Annotated in this window: 20 protein-coding genes; 14 read left to right on the top strand and 6 right to left on the bottom strand. The window is 64.6% G+C overall.

From position 1 onward, the window contains the following. Positions 1-31: 31 nt before the first annotated feature. Complete coding sequence (locus ACREBX_RS17115) at positions 32-715, top strand: Fe2+-dependent dioxygenase (RefSeq protein ID WP_431562944.1); 684 nt, start codon at positions 32-34, stop codon at positions 713-715. A gap of 146 nt (positions 716-861) precedes the next feature. Here the strand turns inward: ACREBX_RS17115 and ACREBX_RS17110 are convergent, their stop codons facing one another. Together ACREBX_RS17110 and ACREBX_RS17105 are read right to left on the bottom strand one after the other, a co-directional pair. Then, positions 862-1,542, bottom strand: a complete 681-nt coding sequence (locus tag ACREBX_RS17110; protein WP_431562943.1) for a UTRA domain-containing protein — start codon at positions 1,540-1,542, stop codon at positions 862-864. Next, the gene (locus ACREBX_RS17105) at positions 1,539-2,888 is read right to left on the bottom strand and encodes a formimidoylglutamate deiminase (protein WP_431562942.1); all 1,350 of its coding nucleotides are present in this window, start codon (positions 2,886-2,888) and stop codon (positions 1,539-1,541) included. Before ACREBX_RS17105 ends, ACREBX_RS17110 begins: the two co-directional genes overlap by 4 nt. Positions 2,889-2,917: 29 nt before the next feature. Here ACREBX_RS17105 and hutI point away from each other — a divergent pair, with 29 nt between their 5' ends. The 10 genes from hutI (at position 2,918) to ACREBX_RS17055 (ending at position 12,758) form a co-directional block, all read left to right on the top strand. Further along, complete coding sequence (gene hutI / locus ACREBX_RS17100) at positions 2,918-4,129, top strand: imidazolonepropionase (RefSeq protein WP_431562941.1); 1,212 nt, start codon at positions 2,918-2,920, stop codon at positions 4,127-4,129. Beyond that, positions 4,126-5,658 (top strand): histidine ammonia-lyase, encoded by a 1,533-nt coding sequence (gene hutH, locus ACREBX_RS17095; protein ID WP_431562940.1) that lies wholly within the window; start codon positions 4,126-4,128, stop codon positions 5,656-5,658. The genes hutI and hutH overlap by 4 nt, the downstream gene beginning before the upstream one ends. Then, on the top strand, positions 5,658-6,461 hold the full coding sequence (hutG, locus tag ACREBX_RS17090) for an N-formylglutamate deformylase (RefSeq protein WP_431562939.1): 804 nt from the start codon (positions 5,658-5,660) through the stop codon (positions 6,459-6,461). The genes hutH and hutG overlap by 1 nt, the downstream gene beginning before the upstream one ends. Further along, positions 6,458-8,134, top strand: a complete 1,677-nt coding sequence (hutU, locus tag ACREBX_RS17085; protein ID WP_431562938.1) for a urocanate hydratase — start codon at positions 6,458-6,460, stop codon at positions 8,132-8,134. The genes hutG and hutU overlap by 4 nt, the downstream gene beginning before the upstream one ends. A 74-nt stretch (positions 8,135-8,208) precedes the next feature. Then, positions 8,209-9,372, top strand: coding sequence for an acyl-CoA dehydrogenase family protein (locus ACREBX_RS17080; RefSeq protein WP_431562937.1), 1,164 nt, complete (start codon positions 8,209-8,211; stop codon positions 9,370-9,372). A gap of 4 nt (positions 9,373-9,376) precedes the next feature. Then, positions 9,377-10,222, top strand: coding sequence for an FAS1-like dehydratase domain-containing protein (locus ACREBX_RS17075; RefSeq protein ID WP_431562936.1), 846 nt, complete (start codon positions 9,377-9,379; stop codon positions 10,220-10,222). A 194-nt stretch (positions 10,223-10,416) separates the two neighbouring features. After that, the gene (locus tag ACREBX_RS17070) at positions 10,417-10,953 is read left to right on the top strand and encodes a hypothetical protein (protein ID WP_431562935.1); all 537 of its coding nucleotides are present in this window, start codon (positions 10,417-10,419) and stop codon (positions 10,951-10,953) included. Between the two features lie 80 nt (positions 10,954-11,033). After that, positions 11,034-11,441 (top strand): hypothetical protein, encoded by a 408-nt coding sequence (locus ACREBX_RS17065; protein ID WP_431562934.1) that lies wholly within the window; start codon positions 11,034-11,036, stop codon positions 11,439-11,441. Between the two features lie 7 nt (positions 11,442-11,448). After that, positions 11,449-12,183: a C39 family peptidase gene (locus tag ACREBX_RS17060; RefSeq protein ID WP_431562933.1), complete on the top strand. Its 735-nt coding sequence runs from the start codon at positions 11,449-11,451 to the stop codon at positions 12,181-12,183. An 8-nt stretch (positions 12,184-12,191) separates the two neighbouring features. Beyond that, complete coding sequence (locus tag ACREBX_RS17055) at positions 12,192-12,758, top strand: hypothetical protein (RefSeq protein ID WP_431562932.1); 567 nt, start codon at positions 12,192-12,194, stop codon at positions 12,756-12,758. Between the two features lie 94 nt (positions 12,759-12,852). Here ACREBX_RS17055 and ACREBX_RS17050 read toward each other — a convergent pair whose 3' ends face one another. After that, positions 12,853-14,295 (bottom strand): hypothetical protein, encoded by a 1,443-nt coding sequence (locus ACREBX_RS17050; protein WP_431562931.1) that lies wholly within the window; start codon positions 14,293-14,295, stop codon positions 12,853-12,855. After that, positions 14,292-14,972: a helix-turn-helix domain-containing protein gene (locus ACREBX_RS17045; RefSeq protein ID WP_431562930.1), complete on the bottom strand. Its 681-nt coding sequence runs from the start codon at positions 14,970-14,972 to the stop codon at positions 14,292-14,294. Before ACREBX_RS17045 ends, ACREBX_RS17050 begins: the two co-directional genes overlap by 4 nt. 307 nt (positions 14,973-15,279) lie before the next feature. Between ACREBX_RS17045 and ACREBX_RS17040 the strand changes: the two genes are divergently transcribed. The 3 genes from ACREBX_RS17040 to ACREBX_RS17030 all read left to right on the top strand — a co-directional run bounded on the left by ACREBX_RS17040 (position 15,280) and on the right by ACREBX_RS17030 (position 17,297). Then, positions 15,280-15,597 (top strand): helix-turn-helix domain-containing protein, encoded by a 318-nt coding sequence (locus tag ACREBX_RS17040; protein WP_081940626.1) that lies wholly within the window; start codon positions 15,280-15,282, stop codon positions 15,595-15,597. A gap of 116 nt (positions 15,598-15,713) precedes the next feature. Continuing rightward, complete coding sequence (locus ACREBX_RS17035) at positions 15,714-16,094, top strand: hypothetical protein (RefSeq protein ID WP_431562929.1); 381 nt, start codon at positions 15,714-15,716, stop codon at positions 16,092-16,094. A 135-nt stretch (positions 16,095-16,229) separates the two neighbouring features. Beyond that, positions 16,230-17,297 carry a phosphotransferase family protein gene (locus ACREBX_RS17030; RefSeq protein ID WP_431562928.1) on the top strand — a complete coding sequence of 356 codons (1,068 nt, stop codon included), beginning with the start codon at positions 16,230-16,232 and terminating at the stop codon, positions 17,295-17,297. A 13-nt stretch (positions 17,298-17,310) separates the two neighbouring features. Here the strand turns inward: ACREBX_RS17030 and ACREBX_RS17025 are convergent, their stop codons facing one another. Together ACREBX_RS17025 and ACREBX_RS17020 are read right to left on the bottom strand one after the other, a co-directional pair. Continuing rightward, positions 17,311-18,573 (bottom strand): NAD(P)/FAD-dependent oxidoreductase, encoded by a 1,263-nt coding sequence (locus tag ACREBX_RS17025; RefSeq protein WP_431562927.1) that lies wholly within the window; start codon positions 18,571-18,573, stop codon positions 17,311-17,313. Further along, a complete protein-coding gene (locus ACREBX_RS17020) occupies positions 18,558-19,049 on the bottom strand; it encodes a flavodoxin domain-containing protein (protein ID WP_431562926.1) in 492 nt (163 codons plus the stop codon). Before ACREBX_RS17020 ends, ACREBX_RS17025 begins: the two co-directional genes overlap by 16 nt. Positions 19,050-19,067: the final 18 nt, after the last annotated feature.

Genomic DNA, 19,067 nt, shown 5'->3' with positions numbered 1-19,067 from the left:
GTTCCCGCCCTTTTCAGCCTAGAAGCGGCGCATGATCCGTATCGTTCCCGACGTGCTCGACGCCGACGGTGTCGCCAAGCTCCGTTCGCTTCTCGACGCCGCCGACTGGATCGACGGCAACGAGACGTCGGGTCCGCAAGCCGCGCTCGCAAAGCGTAACCAGCAGCTTCCCGAGTTCGGCGAGGCAGCAGCCGAGGCGGGCCGTTTCGTTCTCGATGCGCTCGGCCGCAGCCCGCTGTTCATCGCCGCGGCGCTGCCGCTCAAAATCTACCCGCCCTATTTCAACCTTTATGCCGGCGGCGAGAATTTCGGCGACCACATCGATAACGCGATCCGCATCCGCCGCGGCAGCGATTTCCGGATGCGCAGCGACCTGTCGGCAACGCTCTTTCTTGCCGATCCCGACAGCTATGAAGGCGGCGGACTCGTCGTCGAAGGCTTTGCGGACGCCCCTGGGATCAAATTGCCCGCCGGGCATCTGGTCCTCTATCCCTCCACCACCGTCCACCGCGTCGAGCCGGTGACCTCAGGCGCGCGCGTCGCGAGCTTCATGTGGATCCAGTCGATGATTCGCGATCAGGGACAGCGCAACCTGTTGTTCGATCTCGATATGGGGGTGCAGGGTGCCGCGGCGACGCTGGGCCAGGGCGATGCGACGGTCGTCCGCCTGACCGGGGTCTATCACAATCTTCTGCGCCGCTGGGCCGACAGCTAGGACCAATCGACATTCAGCCCATGGCGGCCTGCAAATGGCGATTTCCCGTGCTTCCGGTGCTCACGTACCAGATGTACGCTGCGCTCCGGGTCACGGAAAACCACCATTTTCGACTCACCCTGACCTGAATGTCGATTGGTCCTAATTCACGGGCCGGCGTTAAATTCGGCCACGAGGTCGAAGCGATCGCCGCGAAACAGCTGCCGGACATGGGTCACGACGCGCCCCGCGCGCCACGTCGTGCGGTCGAGTTCGAGGCACGCCGCACCCGTTCCGATCGTCAATAACGCCGCTTCCTTGCGCGTCGGCGTCACCGCGCGGATGACATGCCGCGCCTGCGTCCAGGGGATATGGCCGAGCAGCCACGTTCCCGGCGCTTCCTTGCCAAAGTCCGCGTCCGCCGCCGCAGGAACTTCGGCAAGCGCGATGAAGCGGCGCTCAAGCGCGAAAGCCTCGCCCGCCGCCATATGCACACCCTCGATGCGCAGCATCGGTCCCGCAAACAGATCGTCGCCCGCCTCCGCGGTTTCGAGCGACGCCAGTTCCCAGCGATAGGTCTCGCCGCGCGCGGCAATGAGTTCGGCCAGATCGGGCACGGTCATCACCGCCGAATGGACCGGCGGATGCGCAACGAATGTCCCCGCCTTGCGGCGGCGTTCGACCAGCCCCGACGCCGCGAGTTCACTCAGCGCCTTGCTCACCGTCGCGCGTGCACAGCCGTAGCGCACGGCGAGTTCCTGTTCGGTCGGGACGCGGTCGCCGGGGCGCCATTCACCCGACTGGATCGCGGCCGCAATCTCGTCGCGGATGCGCCGGGCGGGGTTCACGCGAGCAGCCGCGCGATACAGGCGCGATAGGCGGCGGCGATCGCGTCCGCATCGACATGGCGGCCCTTTTCGACGCGCTTGATGCCCGCTCGCCACACATTGTCGATCGCGCCAGCGCGGGCCGCAAATATCCAGCGGTCGAGCAGCGTCGCGTCGTCGGTTCCGGCAAAAACGGGATGATCAAGGTCCAGCGAGACGATGTCGGCCGCGTGGCCCACCGCCAACCCCGCGGGTACGCCCAGCGCCTGCGCCCCGCCCTGCACCGCGCGCGCAAACAGGTTCGCGCCGACGAACGGCGCCGCCTCACTCGCCAGCAACGCCCGCGCGCGCTGCGCGAGCCGCTGCGAATATTCGAGCGCGCGCAATTCCTGCGCCGCATCGACCAGGATATTGCTGTCGGTGCCGATCCCGAAACGGCCGCCCGCGCCGAGATAATCGACCGCGGGGAAAATGCCGTCGCCCAGATTGCCCTCGGTGATCGGGCACAGTCCAGCGACCGCGCCGCTCGCGGCGAGCCGCGCGACTTCGTCCGCATCGAGATGGGTCGAATGGATCAGGCACCAGCGTTCGTCGACCCCGGCGTGATCGAGCAGCCATTCGACCGGCCGCGCGCCGCTCCACGCGACGCAATCGGCGACCTCTTTCACCTGTTCGGCGGCGTGGATATGCACCGGCCCGGTCGGCGACATCGCGAGCAGCGCCACGAGCTCGTCGGGCGTCACGGCGCGAAGCGAGTGCGGCGCGACGCCGATATTGGCGTCGCCCGAAAGCTTGGGCCGCGATGCGTCGAGCAGCGTGGCAAAGTCGTCGATGTTATTGAGGAAGCGCCGCTGGCCGGGGCTTGGCGGTGCCGCATTGAAATTGCCGTGCGCGTAGAAGACAGGGAGCAACGTCAGGCCGATGCCCGTTTCGCCACTCGCCCGCACGATCGCACCCGCCATCTCGGCCGGGTCGGCATAGGTCGCGCCCGCGGGGTCGTGGTGCAAATAATGAAACTCGCCAACGCGCGTGAACCCCGTTTCCAGCATCTCCGCATAAGCCTGCGCGGTGATCGCCGCGACATCGTCGGGCGTCAGCCGATCGAGGAAGCGGTACATGATCTCGCGCCAGCTCCAGAAATTATCGTCGGGCCGGCTGCGGCGCTCCGAAAGCCCGGCCATGCCGCGCTGGAAGCCATGGCTGTGAACATTGCACAGCCCCGGCAGCGCGACTCGATGGCGCTCGTCCTCTCGCTCCGGCGCAACGCCGGTTTCGATCGAAGCGATCCGGCCGTCGGCGATGCGCAGCCGCGCATCCCTTGCCCAGCCATTTTCGATCCACGCACGTTCGAACCAGAGAGCCATCATCGTTCGTCCTCATATTATGTCTAGACATAATGGCGCATTCGGACGACATAGTCCAGATGGAGCAGCTCTGGACGAACGCCCGAATCGCAACGATGGCCGATGACGCCCTCGGCCTGATCGACAATGGTGTCGTGGCCGCGAAGGATGGACGCATCGCCTACGCCGGCCCCGCCGTCGGCGCGCCGACGGCGGCGCAAATAATCCATGATTGCGAGGGTCGGCTGATCACCCCCGGCCTCATCGATTGCCACACGCACCTTGTCCATGGCGGAAACCGTGCCAACGAATGGGCGATGCGGCTCGCGGGCGCTAGCTATGAAGAGATCGCCCGCGCGGGCGGCGGCATCGTCTCGACGATGCGCGCCACCCGCGAAGCGAGCGAAACCGATCTGGTCGCAAGCGCGCTCCCCCGTCTCGACGCCCTCATCGCCGAGGGCGTCACGACGATCGAAATCAAATCGGGCTACGGCCTGTCGACCGACGACGAGCTCAAGATGCTGCGCGCCGCGCGCGCGCTCGCCGACCACCGCCGGGTTCGCGTCGAACCAACCTTCCTCGGCGCCCACGCGCTGCCCCCCGAATATAAGGGCGACAGCGACGCCTATATCGACCTCGTCGTGGGCGAGATGATCCCCGCCGCCGCGCCGTTCTCAACCGCGGTCGACGCCTTTTGCGAAGGCATCGGCTTCTCGCCCGCACAATGCGAACGCGTGATCGAAACGGCGAAGGCGCACGGCCTTGCGGTGAAGCTTCACGCCGAGCAATTGTCGGCGCTCCATGGCAGCGCGCTTGCGGCGCTGCACGGCGCGCTGTCGGCCGATCATCTCGAACATGCGACCGACGACGATGTCCGCGCGATGGCCGCCGCAGGCACCGTCGCGGTGCTGCTGCCCGGCGCCTATTACTTCATGCGCGAGACCAAATTGCCGCCGATCGATGCGATGCGCCGCCACGGCACGCGGATCGCGCTCGCGACCGACAACAACCCCGGCACCTCGCCGACGACCTCGCTGCTGCTGATGCTCAACATGGGCGCGACCTTGTTCGGGCTGACGGTGGTCGAGGCGCTGCGCGGCGCGACGGTGAACGCCGCCGCCGCGCTGGGTCTTGGCGCCGAAATCGGCACACTCGAAGCCGGCAAGGCGTGCGACCTCGCGATCTGGAACGTCACCGACCCCGCCGAGCTGGTTTACCGCATCGGCTTCAACCCGCTTCACCAACGCATCAAGGACGGACAATGATCATCACTCCCGGCGCCATGACACTCGCCGACTGGCGCGAAATCCATGAGGGCGCGGGCGCCGAACTGAGCGCCGATGCATGGGCCGCGATCGACGCGAGCGCCGCCGCGGTCGCGCGGATCGTGGCGAAGGGCGCTCCCGTCTACGGCATCAACACCGGCTTCGGAAAGCTCGCGAGCGTGCGCATCGCCGAAAACGATCTGGCGACCCTCCAGCGCAATATCGTGCTCAGCCACGCCGCGGGCACCGGCGCGCCGTCGCCCGTCCCCATCGTGCGCCTCATGATGGCGCTGAAGCTCGCCAGCTTCGGCATGGGCGCCTCGGGCGTGAAGCGCGAGACGGTCGCGATGATCGAGGCGATGCTGGCGAAAGATCTGACCCCCGTCGTCCCGTCGCAAGGTTCGGTCGGCGCAAGCGGCGATCTGGCGCCGTTGTCGCACATGGCGGCCGCGATGATCGGCGTCGGCGCAATCGACGTCGGCGGCAAAACCTTGCCCGCTGCCGATGCACTCGCACAGGCCGGTCTCGCCCCGGTCGATCTCGGCCCCAAGGAAGGTCTCGCGCTGCTCAACGGCACGCAATTTTCGACCGCCAACGCGCTCGCCGGCCTGTTCCGCGCCGAGACCGTGTTCCGGTCGGCGCTGATTACCGGCGCGCTCTCGACCGAGGCCGCCAAGGGCTCCGACGCGCCCTTCGATTCGCGCATCCACGCATTGCGCGGGCATGCCGGACAGCGCGAGGTCGGCGATACGCTGCGCAGTCTGATGGCGGGATCGGCGATCCGCGCATCGCACGCCATCGACGATCCACGTGTGCAGGACCCTTATTGCCTCCGCTGTCAGCCGCAGGTGATGGGCGCCGTGCTCGACCTGCTGCGTCAGGCCGCGACGACGCTCGGCATCGAGGCAAATGGCGTCTCGGACAATCCGCTGATCTTCGCCGACGCTGGCCCGTTTGGGGACGAAGCGCTGTCGGGGGGCAACTTCCACGCCGAGCCCGTCGCCTTCGCCGCCGACATGATCGCAATGGCGCTCTGCGAGATCGGTTCGATTTCGGAGCGCCGCATCGCGATGCTCGTCGATCCCGCATTGTCGGGCCTGCCCGCCTTCCTGACCCCGCGCCCCGGGCTCAACTCGGGGTTCATGATCCCGCAGGTCACCGCCGCCGCGCTCGTCAGCGAGAATAAGCAGCGCGCCTATCCCGCCAGCGTCGATTCGATCCCGACCTCGGCCAATCAGGAAGATCATGTCTCGATGGCCGCGCACGGCGCACGCCGTCTGCTCGAAATGGCCGACAATGTCAGCGCGGTGATCGGCATCGAACTGCTCGCCGCGTGTCAGGGCATCGACTTCCACGCGCCGCTGAAATCAAGCGACGCGCTCGAAGCCGCGCACAAACATCTGCGTGCCGAAGTGCCGACGCTCGAAGACGACCGGCATTTCCATCCCGATATGGAGGCCGCGACCGCGCTGGTCCGGTCGGGCAGCCTCGCCGCCGCGGTGCCCGCCACGCTGCCGGGCATCGCTTGATGGACTGGCTGCGCGTCCATCGCGGCGACGCGCCGCTCGTCATCGCCTTCCCGCACGGCGGGACAGATTTGGCGGGTCTCGACGAGCAGTATGTTTCGCCATGGCACGCGCAGATCGACACCGACTGGTGGATCGCCGAACTTTACGCCTTCGCCGCAGATCGGGGCGCGACGCTGGTCGCGACCGACATTTCGCGCAGCGTCATCGATATGAACCGCGATCCGTCGGGCGCGTCGCTCTATCCGGGACAGACGACGACCGAGCTATGTCCGACGACGACCTTCGACGGCGAACCGCTCTATCGCTTCGATGCACCCGACGAGGCCGAGATCATGCAGCGGCTGCACTCCTATCACCGGCCCTATCACGACACGCTGGCTACCGAACTCGACCGCCTGAAATCGGCGCACGGCCGCGTCGTCCTCTACGACGCCCATTCGATCCGCAGCCATGTCCCGCGCCTGTTCGACGGCGAGCTACCGCAGTTCAACATCGGCACCAACGGCGGCGCGACCTCGGCCCCCGAACTCGAAACCATCGTCGCGAACATCTGCGCCGCGAGCGGCAAGAGCCATGTCGTCAACGGCCGCTTCAAAGGCGGCTGGACGACGCGCCACTATGGCCGCCCCGACGACGGCATCCATGCCATCCAGATGGAGCTGGCACAGCGCGGCTATATGGCCGAGCCCACCGAAATCACCCACGCCAATTGGCCCTCCCCCATCGAACCGAACCCTGCGATCCGGCCCGTTCTCGAACAGCTGATCGCCGCCACTCTCGATTTTGCGAAAGGACAGAAATGACCCGCCCCCTCAATCAGAGGCTCGACAACAGCCGCGTGATCCGCCCGGCGACCGGCCCCGAGATCAGCGCGAAAAGCTGGCTCACCGAAGCACCGATGCGGATGCTGATGAACAATCTCCACCCCGATGTCGCCGAGGCGCCGCACGAATTGGTCGTCTATGGCGGCATCGGCCGCGCCGCACGCGACTGGGAAAGCTATGACAGGATCGTCGAGACGCTGAAGCGCCTCAATGACGACGAGACGCTGCTGATCCAGTCGGGCAAGCCCGTCGGTGTCTTTCGCACCCACGCCGACGCGCCGCGCGTGCTGCTCGCCAATTCGAACCTCGTCCCCGAATGGGCGAACTGGGATCATTTCCACGAGCTCGATAAAAAGGGCCTGATGATGTACGGCCAGATGACCGCCGGCAGCTGGATCTATATCGGCAGCCAGGGCATCGTTCAGGGCACTTACGAAACCTTCGTCGAGATGGGCCGCCAGCATTATGGCGGCGACCTGTCGGGCCGCTGGCTGCTGACGGCCGGGCTTGGCGGCATGGGCGGGGCGCAGCCGCTCGCCGCGGTGATGGCGGGCGCCAGCTGCCTCGCGATCGAATGCCAGCCGAGCCGCATCGAGATGCGCCTGCGCACCGGCTATCTCGACAAGCAGGCATCGAGCATCGACGAAGCGATCGCAATGATCGAGGCGAGCCATGCCGAGGGCAAACCCGTCTCCGTCGGCCTGCTCGGCAACGCCGCCGAAATCCTGCCCGAAATGGTCCGCCGCGGCATCCGCCCCGACCTGCTCACCGACCAGACCTCGGCGCACGATCCGGTCAACGGCTATCTCCCCGCGGGCTGGACCCTCGATCAATGGTTTTCGAAGCGCGAGAGCGATCCCGCGGCGGTCGCGAAAGCCGCCAAGGCGTCGATGGCGGTGCATGTGCAGGCGATGCTCGACCTGCAGGCCGCGGGCGTGCCGACGACCGACTATGGCAATAACATCCGCCAGGTGGCGAAGGACGAGGGCGTCGAAAATGCCTTCGACTTCCCGGGCTTCGTCCCCGCCTATGTCCGTCCGCTCTTCTGCCGCGGCATCGGCCCATTCCGCTGGGTGGCGCTGTCGGGCGATCCCGAGGACATCTACAAGACCGACGCCAAGGTGAAGGAACTGCTCCCCGATAACACGCACCTCCACAACTGGCTCGATATGGCGCGTGAGAAGATTCAGTTTCAGGGCCTGCCCGCGCGCATCTGCTGGGTCGGGCTCGGCGATCGCCACCGGCTCGGGCTCGCGTTCAACGAGATGGTCGCATCGGGTGAACTCAAAGCTCCCATCGTCATCGGCCGCGATCATCTGGACTCGGGTTCGGTCGCCTCGCCGAACCGCGAAACCGAAGCCATGCGCGACGGCAGCGATGCCGTGTCCGACTGGCCGCTGCTCAACGCCTTGCTCAACACCGCGAGCGGCGCGACGTGGGTGTCGCTCCACCACGGCGGCGGCGTCGGCATGGGCTATTCGCAGCACGCCGGCATGGTGATCGTCGCCGACGGCACCCCCGAAGCGGCGAAGCGCCTCGAACGCGTGCTATGGAACGACCCCGGCACCGGCGTGATGCGCCACGCCGACGCGGGTTATGACATCGCGATCGACTGCGCGCGCGAAAAGAGTCTCGACCTTCCCTCGATCTGATCGCGGATTGGACTTGGCGCCCGATGCTTCGCATCCTAAGGCTCTCCCCACGAACAGGGGAGAGCCAGACGCCGATGTCCGAAGCCCAGCCGCCAAGCTATCCCGAAATCCGCGACGCGGTGCGCCGCCTCTGCGCCGATTTTCCTGGCGAATATTGGCAGCGGCTCGACCGCGACCGCATCTATCCGACCGAGTTCGTCCGCACGCTGACCGAAGCGGGTTTCCTCTCGGTCCTGATCCCTGAACAATATGGCGGGTCGGGGCTCGGCCTTGGCGCCGCGACCGCGGTGCTCGAGGAAATCCATCGCTCGGGCTGCAACGGCGGCGCCTGCCACGCGCAGATGTACACGATGGGCACATTGCTCAAACATGGGTCGGAGGCGCAGAAGCAAGCCTATCTGCCCGCCATCGCCAGCGGCGACCTGCGCCTGCAGGCGTTCGGCGTCACCGAACCGACCGCGGGCACCGACACCACGCGCATCCGCACCTTCGCCAAAAAGGTCGGCGACAAATATGTCGTCAACGGCCAAAAAATCTGGATCAGCCGCGCCGAGCATTCGGACCTGATGGTCCTGCTCTGCCGCACCACCCCGCGCGAGGAATGCGCCAAACCCTCCGACGGGATGAGTGTGCTGCTCGTCGACATGCGCGAGGCGCAGGGTAACGGCCTCACCATCCGTCCGGTTCGCACGATGCTCAACCATGCGACCACCGAGCTGTTCTTCGACGATCTCGAAGTCCCCGCCGCCAATTTGATCGGCGAGGAGGGCAAGGGCTTCCGTTACATCCTGTCGGGCATGAACGCCGAGCGCATCCTGATCGCCTCCGAATGTATCGGCGACGGCCGCTTTTTCATCGACCGCGCGACCACCTATGCCAAGGAGCGCGAGGTGTTCGGCCGCGCGATCGGCGAGAACCAGGGCGTCCAGTTCCCGATCGCGCGTGCTTATGTGCAGATCGCCGCCGCCGCCGAGATGGTCGACAAGGCGGCGCGGCTGTTCGACGCGGGGCAGGATGGCGGGACCGAGGCGAATATGGCAAAGATGCTCGCGTCCGAGGCGAGCTGGTACGCCGCCGACATGTGCGTGCAGACGCACGGCGGCTTCGGCTTTGCCGAGGAATATGACATCGAGCGCAAGTTCCGCGAGACGCGGCTCTATCAGGTCGCGCCGATCAGCACGAATTTGATCCTGAGCCATGTCGCGACCCACGCGCTCGGCCTGCCCAAGAGCTTCTGAGCCGATGGACGATTATTCCGCTTGGGTCGGCCGCAGCGAAACGCGCGAGGATGTCGCGACCGCGGCACCGCTCGCCGGCCTTGCCGCATTGCTCGACCATGACCCCTCGATCGGACCGCCCGGCACCGTGCCGCCGCTGGCCCACTGGCTCTATTTCCTGCCCACCGCGCGCCAGTCGGTGATTGGCGAGGACGGCCACCCGCGCCGCGACGGCGCGGGTCTGCTCCCGCCCGTTCCGCTGCCGCGCCGCATGTGGGCGGGCAGCCGCATCGAGTTCCTCGCACCAATCGCGGTCGGTGCCGCGCTGACCCGCGTCACCACGATCGAGGCGATCAAGCCCAAGCGCGGCGCAAGCGGCAACCTGCTCTTCGTGACGCTGCGCCACGACATCGCGGCGGGCGGCGTCGCCGCGATCCGCGAGGAACAGGACATCGTCTTTCGCGAACCCGCGCCGGCGGCACCCGCGACCGCCACCGATCCGGTTGTGCCGCAGGAGCCCGAGCCCGCCGACGCGGTGCGCAGCATATCGCCCGATCCGGTGCTGCTGTTCCGCTATTCGGCGCTCACCTTCAACGCCCACCGTATCCATTACGACCGCGACTATGCCCGCGATGTCGAGGGCTATGCCGGGCTCGTCGTCCACGGACCGCTGATTGCGACGCTTTTGATGGATCATTTCCTGCGCGCCGCGCAGGGTATCATTCCGCGCCGTTTCAGCTTCCGCGCCGAAGCTCCGCTAACCGACGGCCCGCCCTTCGATCTCTGCCTCGCGCACGATGGCGCGGGGGCGCGGCTGTGGGCGCGCGATGCGGCGGGCCGCACGACGATGCGCGCCGACGTGGCGGTCTGAGAGCGCGCAAATCCCCCCACAGAGATCATCTGGGTATTTCTCCACCCCCGACATTGCCAATTCGCAAAGCGGGTCATGCCGCGGCGGATCATGATCGCCTTGTTCGCACCGATGCGGACGGAGTCGGGGAGGATCCGCATCAAGCCATGCCGTTCGGCATCGCGCGCCATCCCCTTTTTGTAAGGAGAGTAGTCATGATCAAGAAAGTCATGCTGGCGGTGTCGACGCTGGCGCTTGCCGTCTCGGCCGCACCTGCCTTCGCGCAGGGGAGCCAAGACCAGGACAACGACAACACCACCACCGGTGCGTCGGGCAACAACAGCGACAATGACACCGTCGTTGTGAACGACCTGATCGACCTGTTTGTCCAGGACAATGCGGCCGACACCTTCTCGGACGACGATCAGGACAATGACGGCAATGGCTCGGGCAACGGCAACAATGCTGTCGTCGCGATCCAGGCTCTGACCGCTACCAACACCAACCAGAATATGGACGAACTCGTCGATATGGACGGTGAAGACGACACCGAAACGGCTGTCGGCTACAACAGCGGCAACAACACCGTGAGCGGCAGTGCCTTTGCGGCCTATGCCGGGATCCTGAACGCCGCCTGGAACACGGGCATCAACTCGAACGCCCAAGCTGCGACCAACATCGCTGCACAAGGCACTGTCAGCTTCGGCGACAGCGCCCCGGCAGCCGGTGGCGGCGACGGCGGCGGCGACTAATAGTCCCCCGGATGGCCGGCCCGGCACCACTGGCGGGTCGGCCATTTCTTCCCGTTTCGCTTTCAAGGAGCGCCCGCGTCATGAAACCCCCGATCGTCCAGGTTATGCTCGTCATGGCCGGCCTATCCGTGCCTGTATCGGCGCAAATGTCTCCACCGGAGGCGGCGGTTCCCCCGGCAGCCACGGCGGTTCAGATTGAAACATTCGAGGCGCCCGCAATCGCGGTGCGGCCCGAACGCAAATCGCCGATGCTGAACGATAACGAGCTCGATACGCTGCGCGGCGGCCAGTCGATCGTCATCACCAATCAGACGCTGGATTCGCTTGTCAGCGGCAACGTCCTCAACGGTGACTATACCGCGGGTTCAGTCACGCTGAGCGATTTCGCCCTGTCCAATTTCAACGGTGTCGGCAACCTGCTGATCAACACCGGTGCGCAGGTCAGTGCCCAGAGCGGCATGAACCTGACCATCAACCTCGGCGACTGAGCGCGCCGTGCGGCCCCTGCAGACCTTGATCGCGGGCCTGCTGTGCGCCCTTGCGGCCGCCCCAGCCGCCGCCGAGGTCCGGCTGACCGGACCCGAAACGGGCGGCAATTATCAGCTTCAGGTGATGACCTGGTGGGATATTCCTTTTCGCACCGTCGTTCGCCAGCGTTATGATTTCAGCTGCGGTTCCGCCGCCGTCGCGACCTTGCTCACCTATCATTATGGCGCGCCGACATCGGAGACGATGCCCTTTCGCGCCATGTGGGAAAAGGGCGACCGCGAGGCGATCCGCAAGGTCGGCTTCTCGATGCTCGACATGAAAAACTATCTCGCCTCGCGCGGCTATCGCGCAGAAGGTTTCCGGATCACCGCCGAGCAATTGAAGCAGGTAAAACGCCCGACGATCGTGCTGATGGACCTCAAGGGCTTCAAGCATTTCGTGGTCGTCAAAGGCGTCCGCGGCGACCGCGTGCTCACCGGCGATTCGGTTCTCGGCCTCAACGAATATTCGCTCGGCGATTTCGAGAAGCATTGGAACGGCATCGCACTGGCGATCGTCGAGGGTGGAAAACAGCGTCCATCGTTCAATCTTGCCGGCGACTGGGGCCCCTGGTCGCAGGCACCGCTCGAAGAGGACGGGTCGCTTCACGTCTCGGTCGGCGATCTGACGACCAACCTTCCCCCGCAATATCAGCTGACGCCGCAGATCCTGCTCGATGTGCGCGTCGGAACCGTGAAATGAGATTGAACATGTCCCCACGCATCCTCCTGCTCGCCTTTGCGCCCATGCTCCTCGCCGCGGGTGAGGCGCCGGCCGACGATCCGCTTGTCGGCGCCGAGACGGTATCGGACGAGATACTTGCGACGCAGCGCGGCGGCTTTGCCTTTCAAGGCATGGTGATCGCCTTCGGCGCCGATATTCGCAGCTTCGTGAACGACGAACTCGCGCTGCGCACGATCGTCAGCTGGACCCCCCAGGGATCCTCGATCGAGCGCTTTGTGTCGCCGGCGCTGACCGCCGTCGATGCGGCGCAGATCCAGGGCGGCATTTTGACCAGCGGCGGCATCACGATGCGTGTGGGCGACCAGCCAGTCTTCCTTGCGAACAACGGCCAGACCGCGCTGATCCAGAGCACCGACGCGATCCAGAATGTATTGATCAACACCGCCAGCAACGTCTCGCTGAACCAGCAGGTCGACGCCGTGCTCGACATCAGCGGCTATGACGGGTTCCGCGATGCGCTGGCTTCCACGCGGATGGGCGACGCGATCGGCGCTGTGATGGGTGCGCAGACGGTCGGCGCGCTCGGCAACTGAACGACCCCCCGCCCCTGCTTCGACAGGGACGGTTCACCTGGCCCCGCCTCTTTTGGCGGGGCTTTCTTTATAGGCTTGGGTCAGGTCGTCGGGATTATATCTTCCCGCCGAACGGCATGCGCAGCGTGATCGACACGTCGGGTGCATCCTCGGTCACGCCGATTTCGAAGCCGATGTTCAGAACGTCGCGCTCCGTCAGGCGATAGGACATGCCGAAATTGAGCGAGCCGACGTGGATATAGTTGGACTTCTGACGCGTATCGCCAATCTCGGTTTTGGTCGGGAAGATATAATTGTGCCGGTAGCCGAGCGAGAAAGAGAAGCGCGGGTTCAGCGCGAAACCGAAACCGATATTGGCCGAAACTGCATCGCCCGGATCGACGCGCCCGATCAGCACGTCGCCGACCAATTCGTTCACATCGCGGGGGATATGATAAAGATAGGCCATCCCGCCATAGATCACCGCGGGATCCGACGGCATCAGGAAATTGAGCCCCGGCTGAACCGCCCAGAAACCCGAGCCGGTGGCCAGCCCCGTTGCGACGCCGAATTCGTCATAGCCGACCTCGAACGGCCCCTTGCCTGTGTCCGATTTCACGCGCAGTGTCCCGACGAAGATCGGTTTCTGCCCGACCGGGCGATTGAATTGATAGCGCAGCGAGAATTCGGCGTCGCCGACCCCGTCCTCGCGCAGCGCGATCGACCGGACGATGCCTTCGTCGCGCTGCTGGACGACCTCTATCCGGTCGTTGCGATAGAGATAGGGGATGCGCACTTCGGCCTCGAGCCGGTCGCTGATTCCATAGCGCAGCGAAGCGGTGCCGACGAGCGTGTCGCGGTCGGCGTCGGTCGCCTCGATCAAACCGATCTGAATCCCCGGGATCAGCTCGATCCCACGAAAGACGAGGCGATTGGTCGACGAGCGTGTATATTCGAACGAGGGTTCGAAAATGAGATTGCCGGCGCGCGTCAGCACGCCCTGTCCTTCGGGGACCGCGGCGACACGTTCCGTGGTCGACTCGCTCGGAGGCGGTGCCTCCCCGACCGGCGCATCGGGCAGCGCGACCGCGGCGCTGCCAGGGCCGGGAAGCGCGGGACCGGCAACGCCTTGCCCCCCCCCCATGCCGGTCCCACGGAACATGTCGAGCGGCGCTTCGGCGAGCGCAAAGGACGAGAGCCGGTCGATCTGCGCCTGCTGCGTAATAAGCTGTCCCTGCATCTTGACGATCTGCTGCCGCTGCTCGGCCAGCATCGCATTTTGCTGGTCGATCAGCGCGCGCTGCTCGGCGATGATTCGACGCTGCGCATCGATCTCGCTCTCGACGCTCGCGGCTGGCACGCTTTCGGCGACGCCCCCCGAACCTGCAGCCGCCGCATTCCATGTCGGTGCGGTATCGAGAAAGGGAAGCGCTTCGCACAGGCATTCGAGCGCGGGAGTTTCATGCGCCTTGGCATATGAGGGCGTAAAAACCGCGGACAGGCCAACGGCGGCCACACCCATATGGCGCAGCACGGGCGGAGCCGACAGATTGCTCATGCGCCCGCCCCCTGCCCGGTGAACGATCGCTGCGGCTGCATCGCACGCATATTGTCGATCGCGACGCCCATTTCTTCGCCGGCAATGGCGCGTAGCCCGTCGAGGTCGACCAGCCGGCACAATTGCGGCCCCTCCAACTCGATCAGGCCCTGGCGGACAAAGCCCGAAATCGTCCGGCTGACCGTATGGATCGTCAGGCCCAGATGATCGGCAATATCCCCGCGCGTCATCGGCAAGGGAACGCTGCCGAGCGCCGACAGCCGCTTCGCCGCGATCAACAGGAACGCCGCGACGCGTTCGTTGGCATTGCGGCGGCCAAGCAGGAATATGCACTGGTTTGCGCTGTCGAGCGCCCGTTCGAGTGCCCGGTTCTGCCCGAACGAATCGGGATCGCCGCTCATCGCCGGGCGGCGGGTCAGGATCGTGTTGGTGACCGCCTCGGCGGCCGCATCGCGTGCGCCATATTCGACGCCGAACACGTCGCCCTGATAGAAAAAGCCCGTTAGCTGGCGGTGCCCGTCGACATGGAAGTGACAGGTTCTGACGGTGCCCGAGATGACTTCGAACCAGCAATCGCCGGGATCGCCCTGCGAGAAAATAATCTCGCCTTTCCGGAATTTGAGGATGGTGTCCTGCGGAATGGACCCGCGTTGAAATTCTGCCGACAGACCTTGCACGCCACGTCTCCAATCTGGAATTGGTATTTGCGGCGACCCCGTTTGCGAGTCTCATCTGCCTTTGCGGATGCTGAATCCATCCGCATAAAAACTGAGGAATTCGTGTGTATGAACAGCCTAGGAAAATCACTTACGTAAATTTCCTTAGCATTTCAGGAAAGATTAAGACTGAATTTCAATAGTATAGATGTATTAACACGTGCAGTGTCTCTACATGCTTAATTAGCTTAGGTTAATTGATAAACAGCGCACAAACATATATCATCGAAGCCAGAGCAGGTGGGTTGCGGCAATTGCCGCGCAAAAGATGCTCGTCGGTCGCACAGTGTCTACGCCTTGGGTGTCAGGGGATTGCGCCGTGCATCAAAACGCTTTGAACGTCGAACCGCATTTGACCTTTCGTGAACATCAAATACTGGAACTGGTCGCCGTCGGCTGCTCGGCCAAGCAGATCGCGATCGAGATCAATATCGCTCCACGAACTGTCGAACGGCACATCGAGAATGTGCGGCTGAAACTCAATGCGCGCAACCGCGCGCATCTGATAACCCAGGCTATGCACCTTGGCCTGCTGGTCATTGAAACACCGTCGCCTGACGAACCGACGCTCTTCGAGCTCAAATGATGGCGCACCCGCGGGATTCGAACCCAGGGCCCCCAGATTAGGAATCTTGTCACTTCGCGCCGTCCAAGGCCCGCGCGGAAATCGTCAGTCAGGGGGTTCAACTCCGGATCGATATCGTGGAGCGCGGCATAGACACCGCCGCCAATCCCGAGCGGTCCGGGCTCCGCCAGCACGCCGTAATTGGTCGGATGCTGCAGACTGGTCGACATGTGGAGCAGAAATTCGGCATCGGGCGTCGGCGCGTACCGGAGCAACAGCCGCAAGCCATATTCATCGACCGCGTCGAGATCGCCCTTGCCCGGAGCACGGTTTTTCAATGTCCCGTCGGCCTTCGGATAGGTGAAGGCCAGCCGGGCGGCCAGGTCTTCGTCGAGCGCGACATTGGCAAAGCCGGAGGTTTCGAAGCGGTCATGATTCCCATAGCCCGCCGACAGCGCAGTCGAGTTTTCGAACCGCGGCTTGGCAGCGATCGGATTGACCGCCCCGCTTTGGGCTGAAACCATCTCATAGCAGGCCGGACCAAACATTTTGGAATGGCGCCCAATGAAATACAATATTTGTTTCAACCAGATCAAAAAAGTTGTATTTTATGCCGCGGATGCCTAGGGCATTAATCGAACCACGGAGATTCGGTGCTGGGCGAACAACAATTGTCCTTGAAAGAGACGGATCGTGCGGACGCGCAATTGATGCGCGCGGCGCCGGGTCTCGCGGCTTGGCTTCGCCAGCGGATAGACGGATTCACAAAGCTGGACGACATAAGGCGGTTTCGTGGAGGACAATCCAACCCGACGTATCTGCTCGCCAGCGGCGCCAAGCTGTTCGTGCTGCGCAGCAAGCCGCCGGGGGCGCTGCTGCGATCTGCACACGCAATCGATCGCGAATATCGCGTGCTCGATGCGCTCGCTCCGTCGGGTTTCCCGGTCCCACACCCGATCGCCTATTGCGACGACGAGACGATCACCGGGCGAGCCTTTTATCTCATGTCGTTCGTAAGCGGGCGCGGGTTCCAGGACCCTGCCTTGCCCTCGCTTCGGGTGGAACAGCGCGCGCGGATCTATGACGGCCTTGTCGCGACGCTTGCACGGCTCCACTGCCTTGACGTCCGGGCGCTCGGGCTCGATGATTTTGGACGCGGCGATAGCTATCTGGCGCGCCAGCTCCGGCGATGGAGCGATCAGTTTCGCGCTTCGTCGAGCGCCCCCGTGGCCGAAATGGAACGGCTCTCGGAAAGACTTGCTGCTACGGCCCCGTTGCAGAACGGGATTGCTCTCATTCATGGTGACTATAAGCTCGACAATCTGCTGTTCGACGACGCGCTAACGCCCGTAGCATTGCTCGATTGGGAGCTGGCGACGCTGGGCGATCCGCTGGCGGATTTCACCTCGCTGCTCATTCAATGGAGTCTCCCACGCGACGAAAAGACGATGACCGGCGGCGTTTCGGAGAATATCGATGGAATCCCGACCATCACCGCGATGGCTGCAAACTACTGCGCGCTCACAGGCCGAGCGGGGCTTCCCGATCTCGACTGGTATCTTGCCTATAATCTGTTTCGCGGCAGCTGCATCTGTCAAGGCATTGCGGGCCGAATCCGCGTCGGCAATGCAGCCTCTTCAAGGGCGGCCGATGTGGCGGCGCGCGTACCCGACCTGCTTGCGGCCGCCACACGGCACGCAGAACAAGCAGGAATTTTATAGAGGCAATCGGGACTCAGGAGATGCGCCGGAAGACATTGCGCAGCGGCACGGCCTCGTCGCGGATCCCATCGGCGGTCGCCATTAACCCGCCAGCCATCGCACGGCGGCACATGGCCATATCGCTACCGGCATTGACCGCGACCGCGCCCGATATGGCACCCGTTGCGGTGAGCCAGACGACCAGAAACCGGCCCGATCGCGGATCGCCGCGGACGATTTCCGAGTCTCGCGCGTCCGCATGGCCGAGAAGCTGCAGATTCCAATCGAACTGATCGGACCATATCCACGGTGCGCGCGGGCTGGTTTCTGGCCGTCCCGTCATCACCGCGACGATCGCTGCCGCCTGATCGAGCGCCGGCTCCCACGCCTCGAGCCGCTGCCGCCCTCCGTCCAGCGCGACAAGGCGATTGGCCACATCGCCAGCGGCGAAAACATCGGGGTCCGATGTGCGGCCCTTCTCGTCGACCAATATGCCGTTGTCGAGGGCCAGCCCGGCGCCGTCGGCCAACTCGACATTGGGGACCGATCCGATCCCGGTGACGACCAAATCGGAATCTATCACCGTACCCGAGCGCAGATGGGCCGTGATTTCTATTCCGTGGCGGCGGAGCAAAGTCGGCGGATCGGCAAGATGGATCGCGACACCTTCGGATAGGAACTTTCGCCGCACCGCGTCCGCAACCACGGATGGAACTGCGCGCGCCATCAACTGGTCGGAGGCTTCGACAAGCGTTACTTCGCATCCGAGCGTGCGCGCGCTCGCGGCAACCTCAAGGCCAATGAAACCGCCTCCGATAATCAGGACGCGCCTCGATCGCTTGAGTTGCGTGCGCAAAGCTAGTGCATCACCGTGGCTGCGCAAATAGCGGACATCCGGGGTAGCATCGCCGTCCAGCGCAAGCTTCCGCGCGCGCGCACCTGTCGCAATCAACAATTTCTCATAAACGATCCGTCGCCCCGACGCGGTTTCGACTACATGGCTGGCCGTGTCGAGCGCAACCGCAGCGTCCCCCAGATAGCGCGTGACCAGCCCGTCATCCGCCCAGCCCAGCGTGGCCGGACCTTCCATCTTTGCCGAGACAAGGCACTGCTTCGACAAGCGCGGACGCTCATAAGGACCAACAGCTTCATCGCCGATCAGGCAGACGCTGCCTGCCCCCGCGATCCCAGCCAGACCGGCTGCGGCACGCCCGCCGCATGGCCCGGCACCCACGACGACATAGCGAAAGGCTTCGGCCGCACCGGCGGCGGCGCACGCGGTCAGTTTCGGCTGCACCTGATGTCCTCAAGCTGACGCCGAACCCCGGGAACCCATTGTTCAAGCCATCCAATCGCCTCGTCATCGGCAAAGGGCTGGATCGAGGCGTCGATCCGCAACCTGCCCTGCACCCGGCGCGCGCCGAGCGCTTCGAACAGACGATCCATGGTGTCACCCGCCGCGCAATAGGTGGCCGAATAGGTGGTGTCGCCGAGCGCGATCACGGCATAGCCGAGATGCGAAAGATCGGGTCGATTGCTCGACAGCCACTGCCAGCTTGCCGTGAGGTTGTCGGGGAGCTCGCCGCTACCGTGCGACGAGGTACAGATTAATACGCCGTCGATATTCGAATAGTCCGTCACGGCATCGCCCGCAGCGTTCAGGATGCGCGCGGCCATCCCCCACTCGCGCGCTCTGTCCATGACAGCCTCGGCGACGAGATGCGCGTTGCCCGATTGCGAACCAACCAGCAATCCGATCCTGAACTCGATCATCCCATATCCATCGCCAAA

It is taken from the genome of Sphingopyxis sp. (assembly GCF_050725655.1).
Lineage (GTDB): Bacteria > Pseudomonadota > Alphaproteobacteria > Sphingomonadales > Sphingomonadaceae > Sphingopyxis.
Note: the sequence above shows the minus strand (reverse complement) of the source record. Positions and strands in the feature narration are given on the sequence as shown.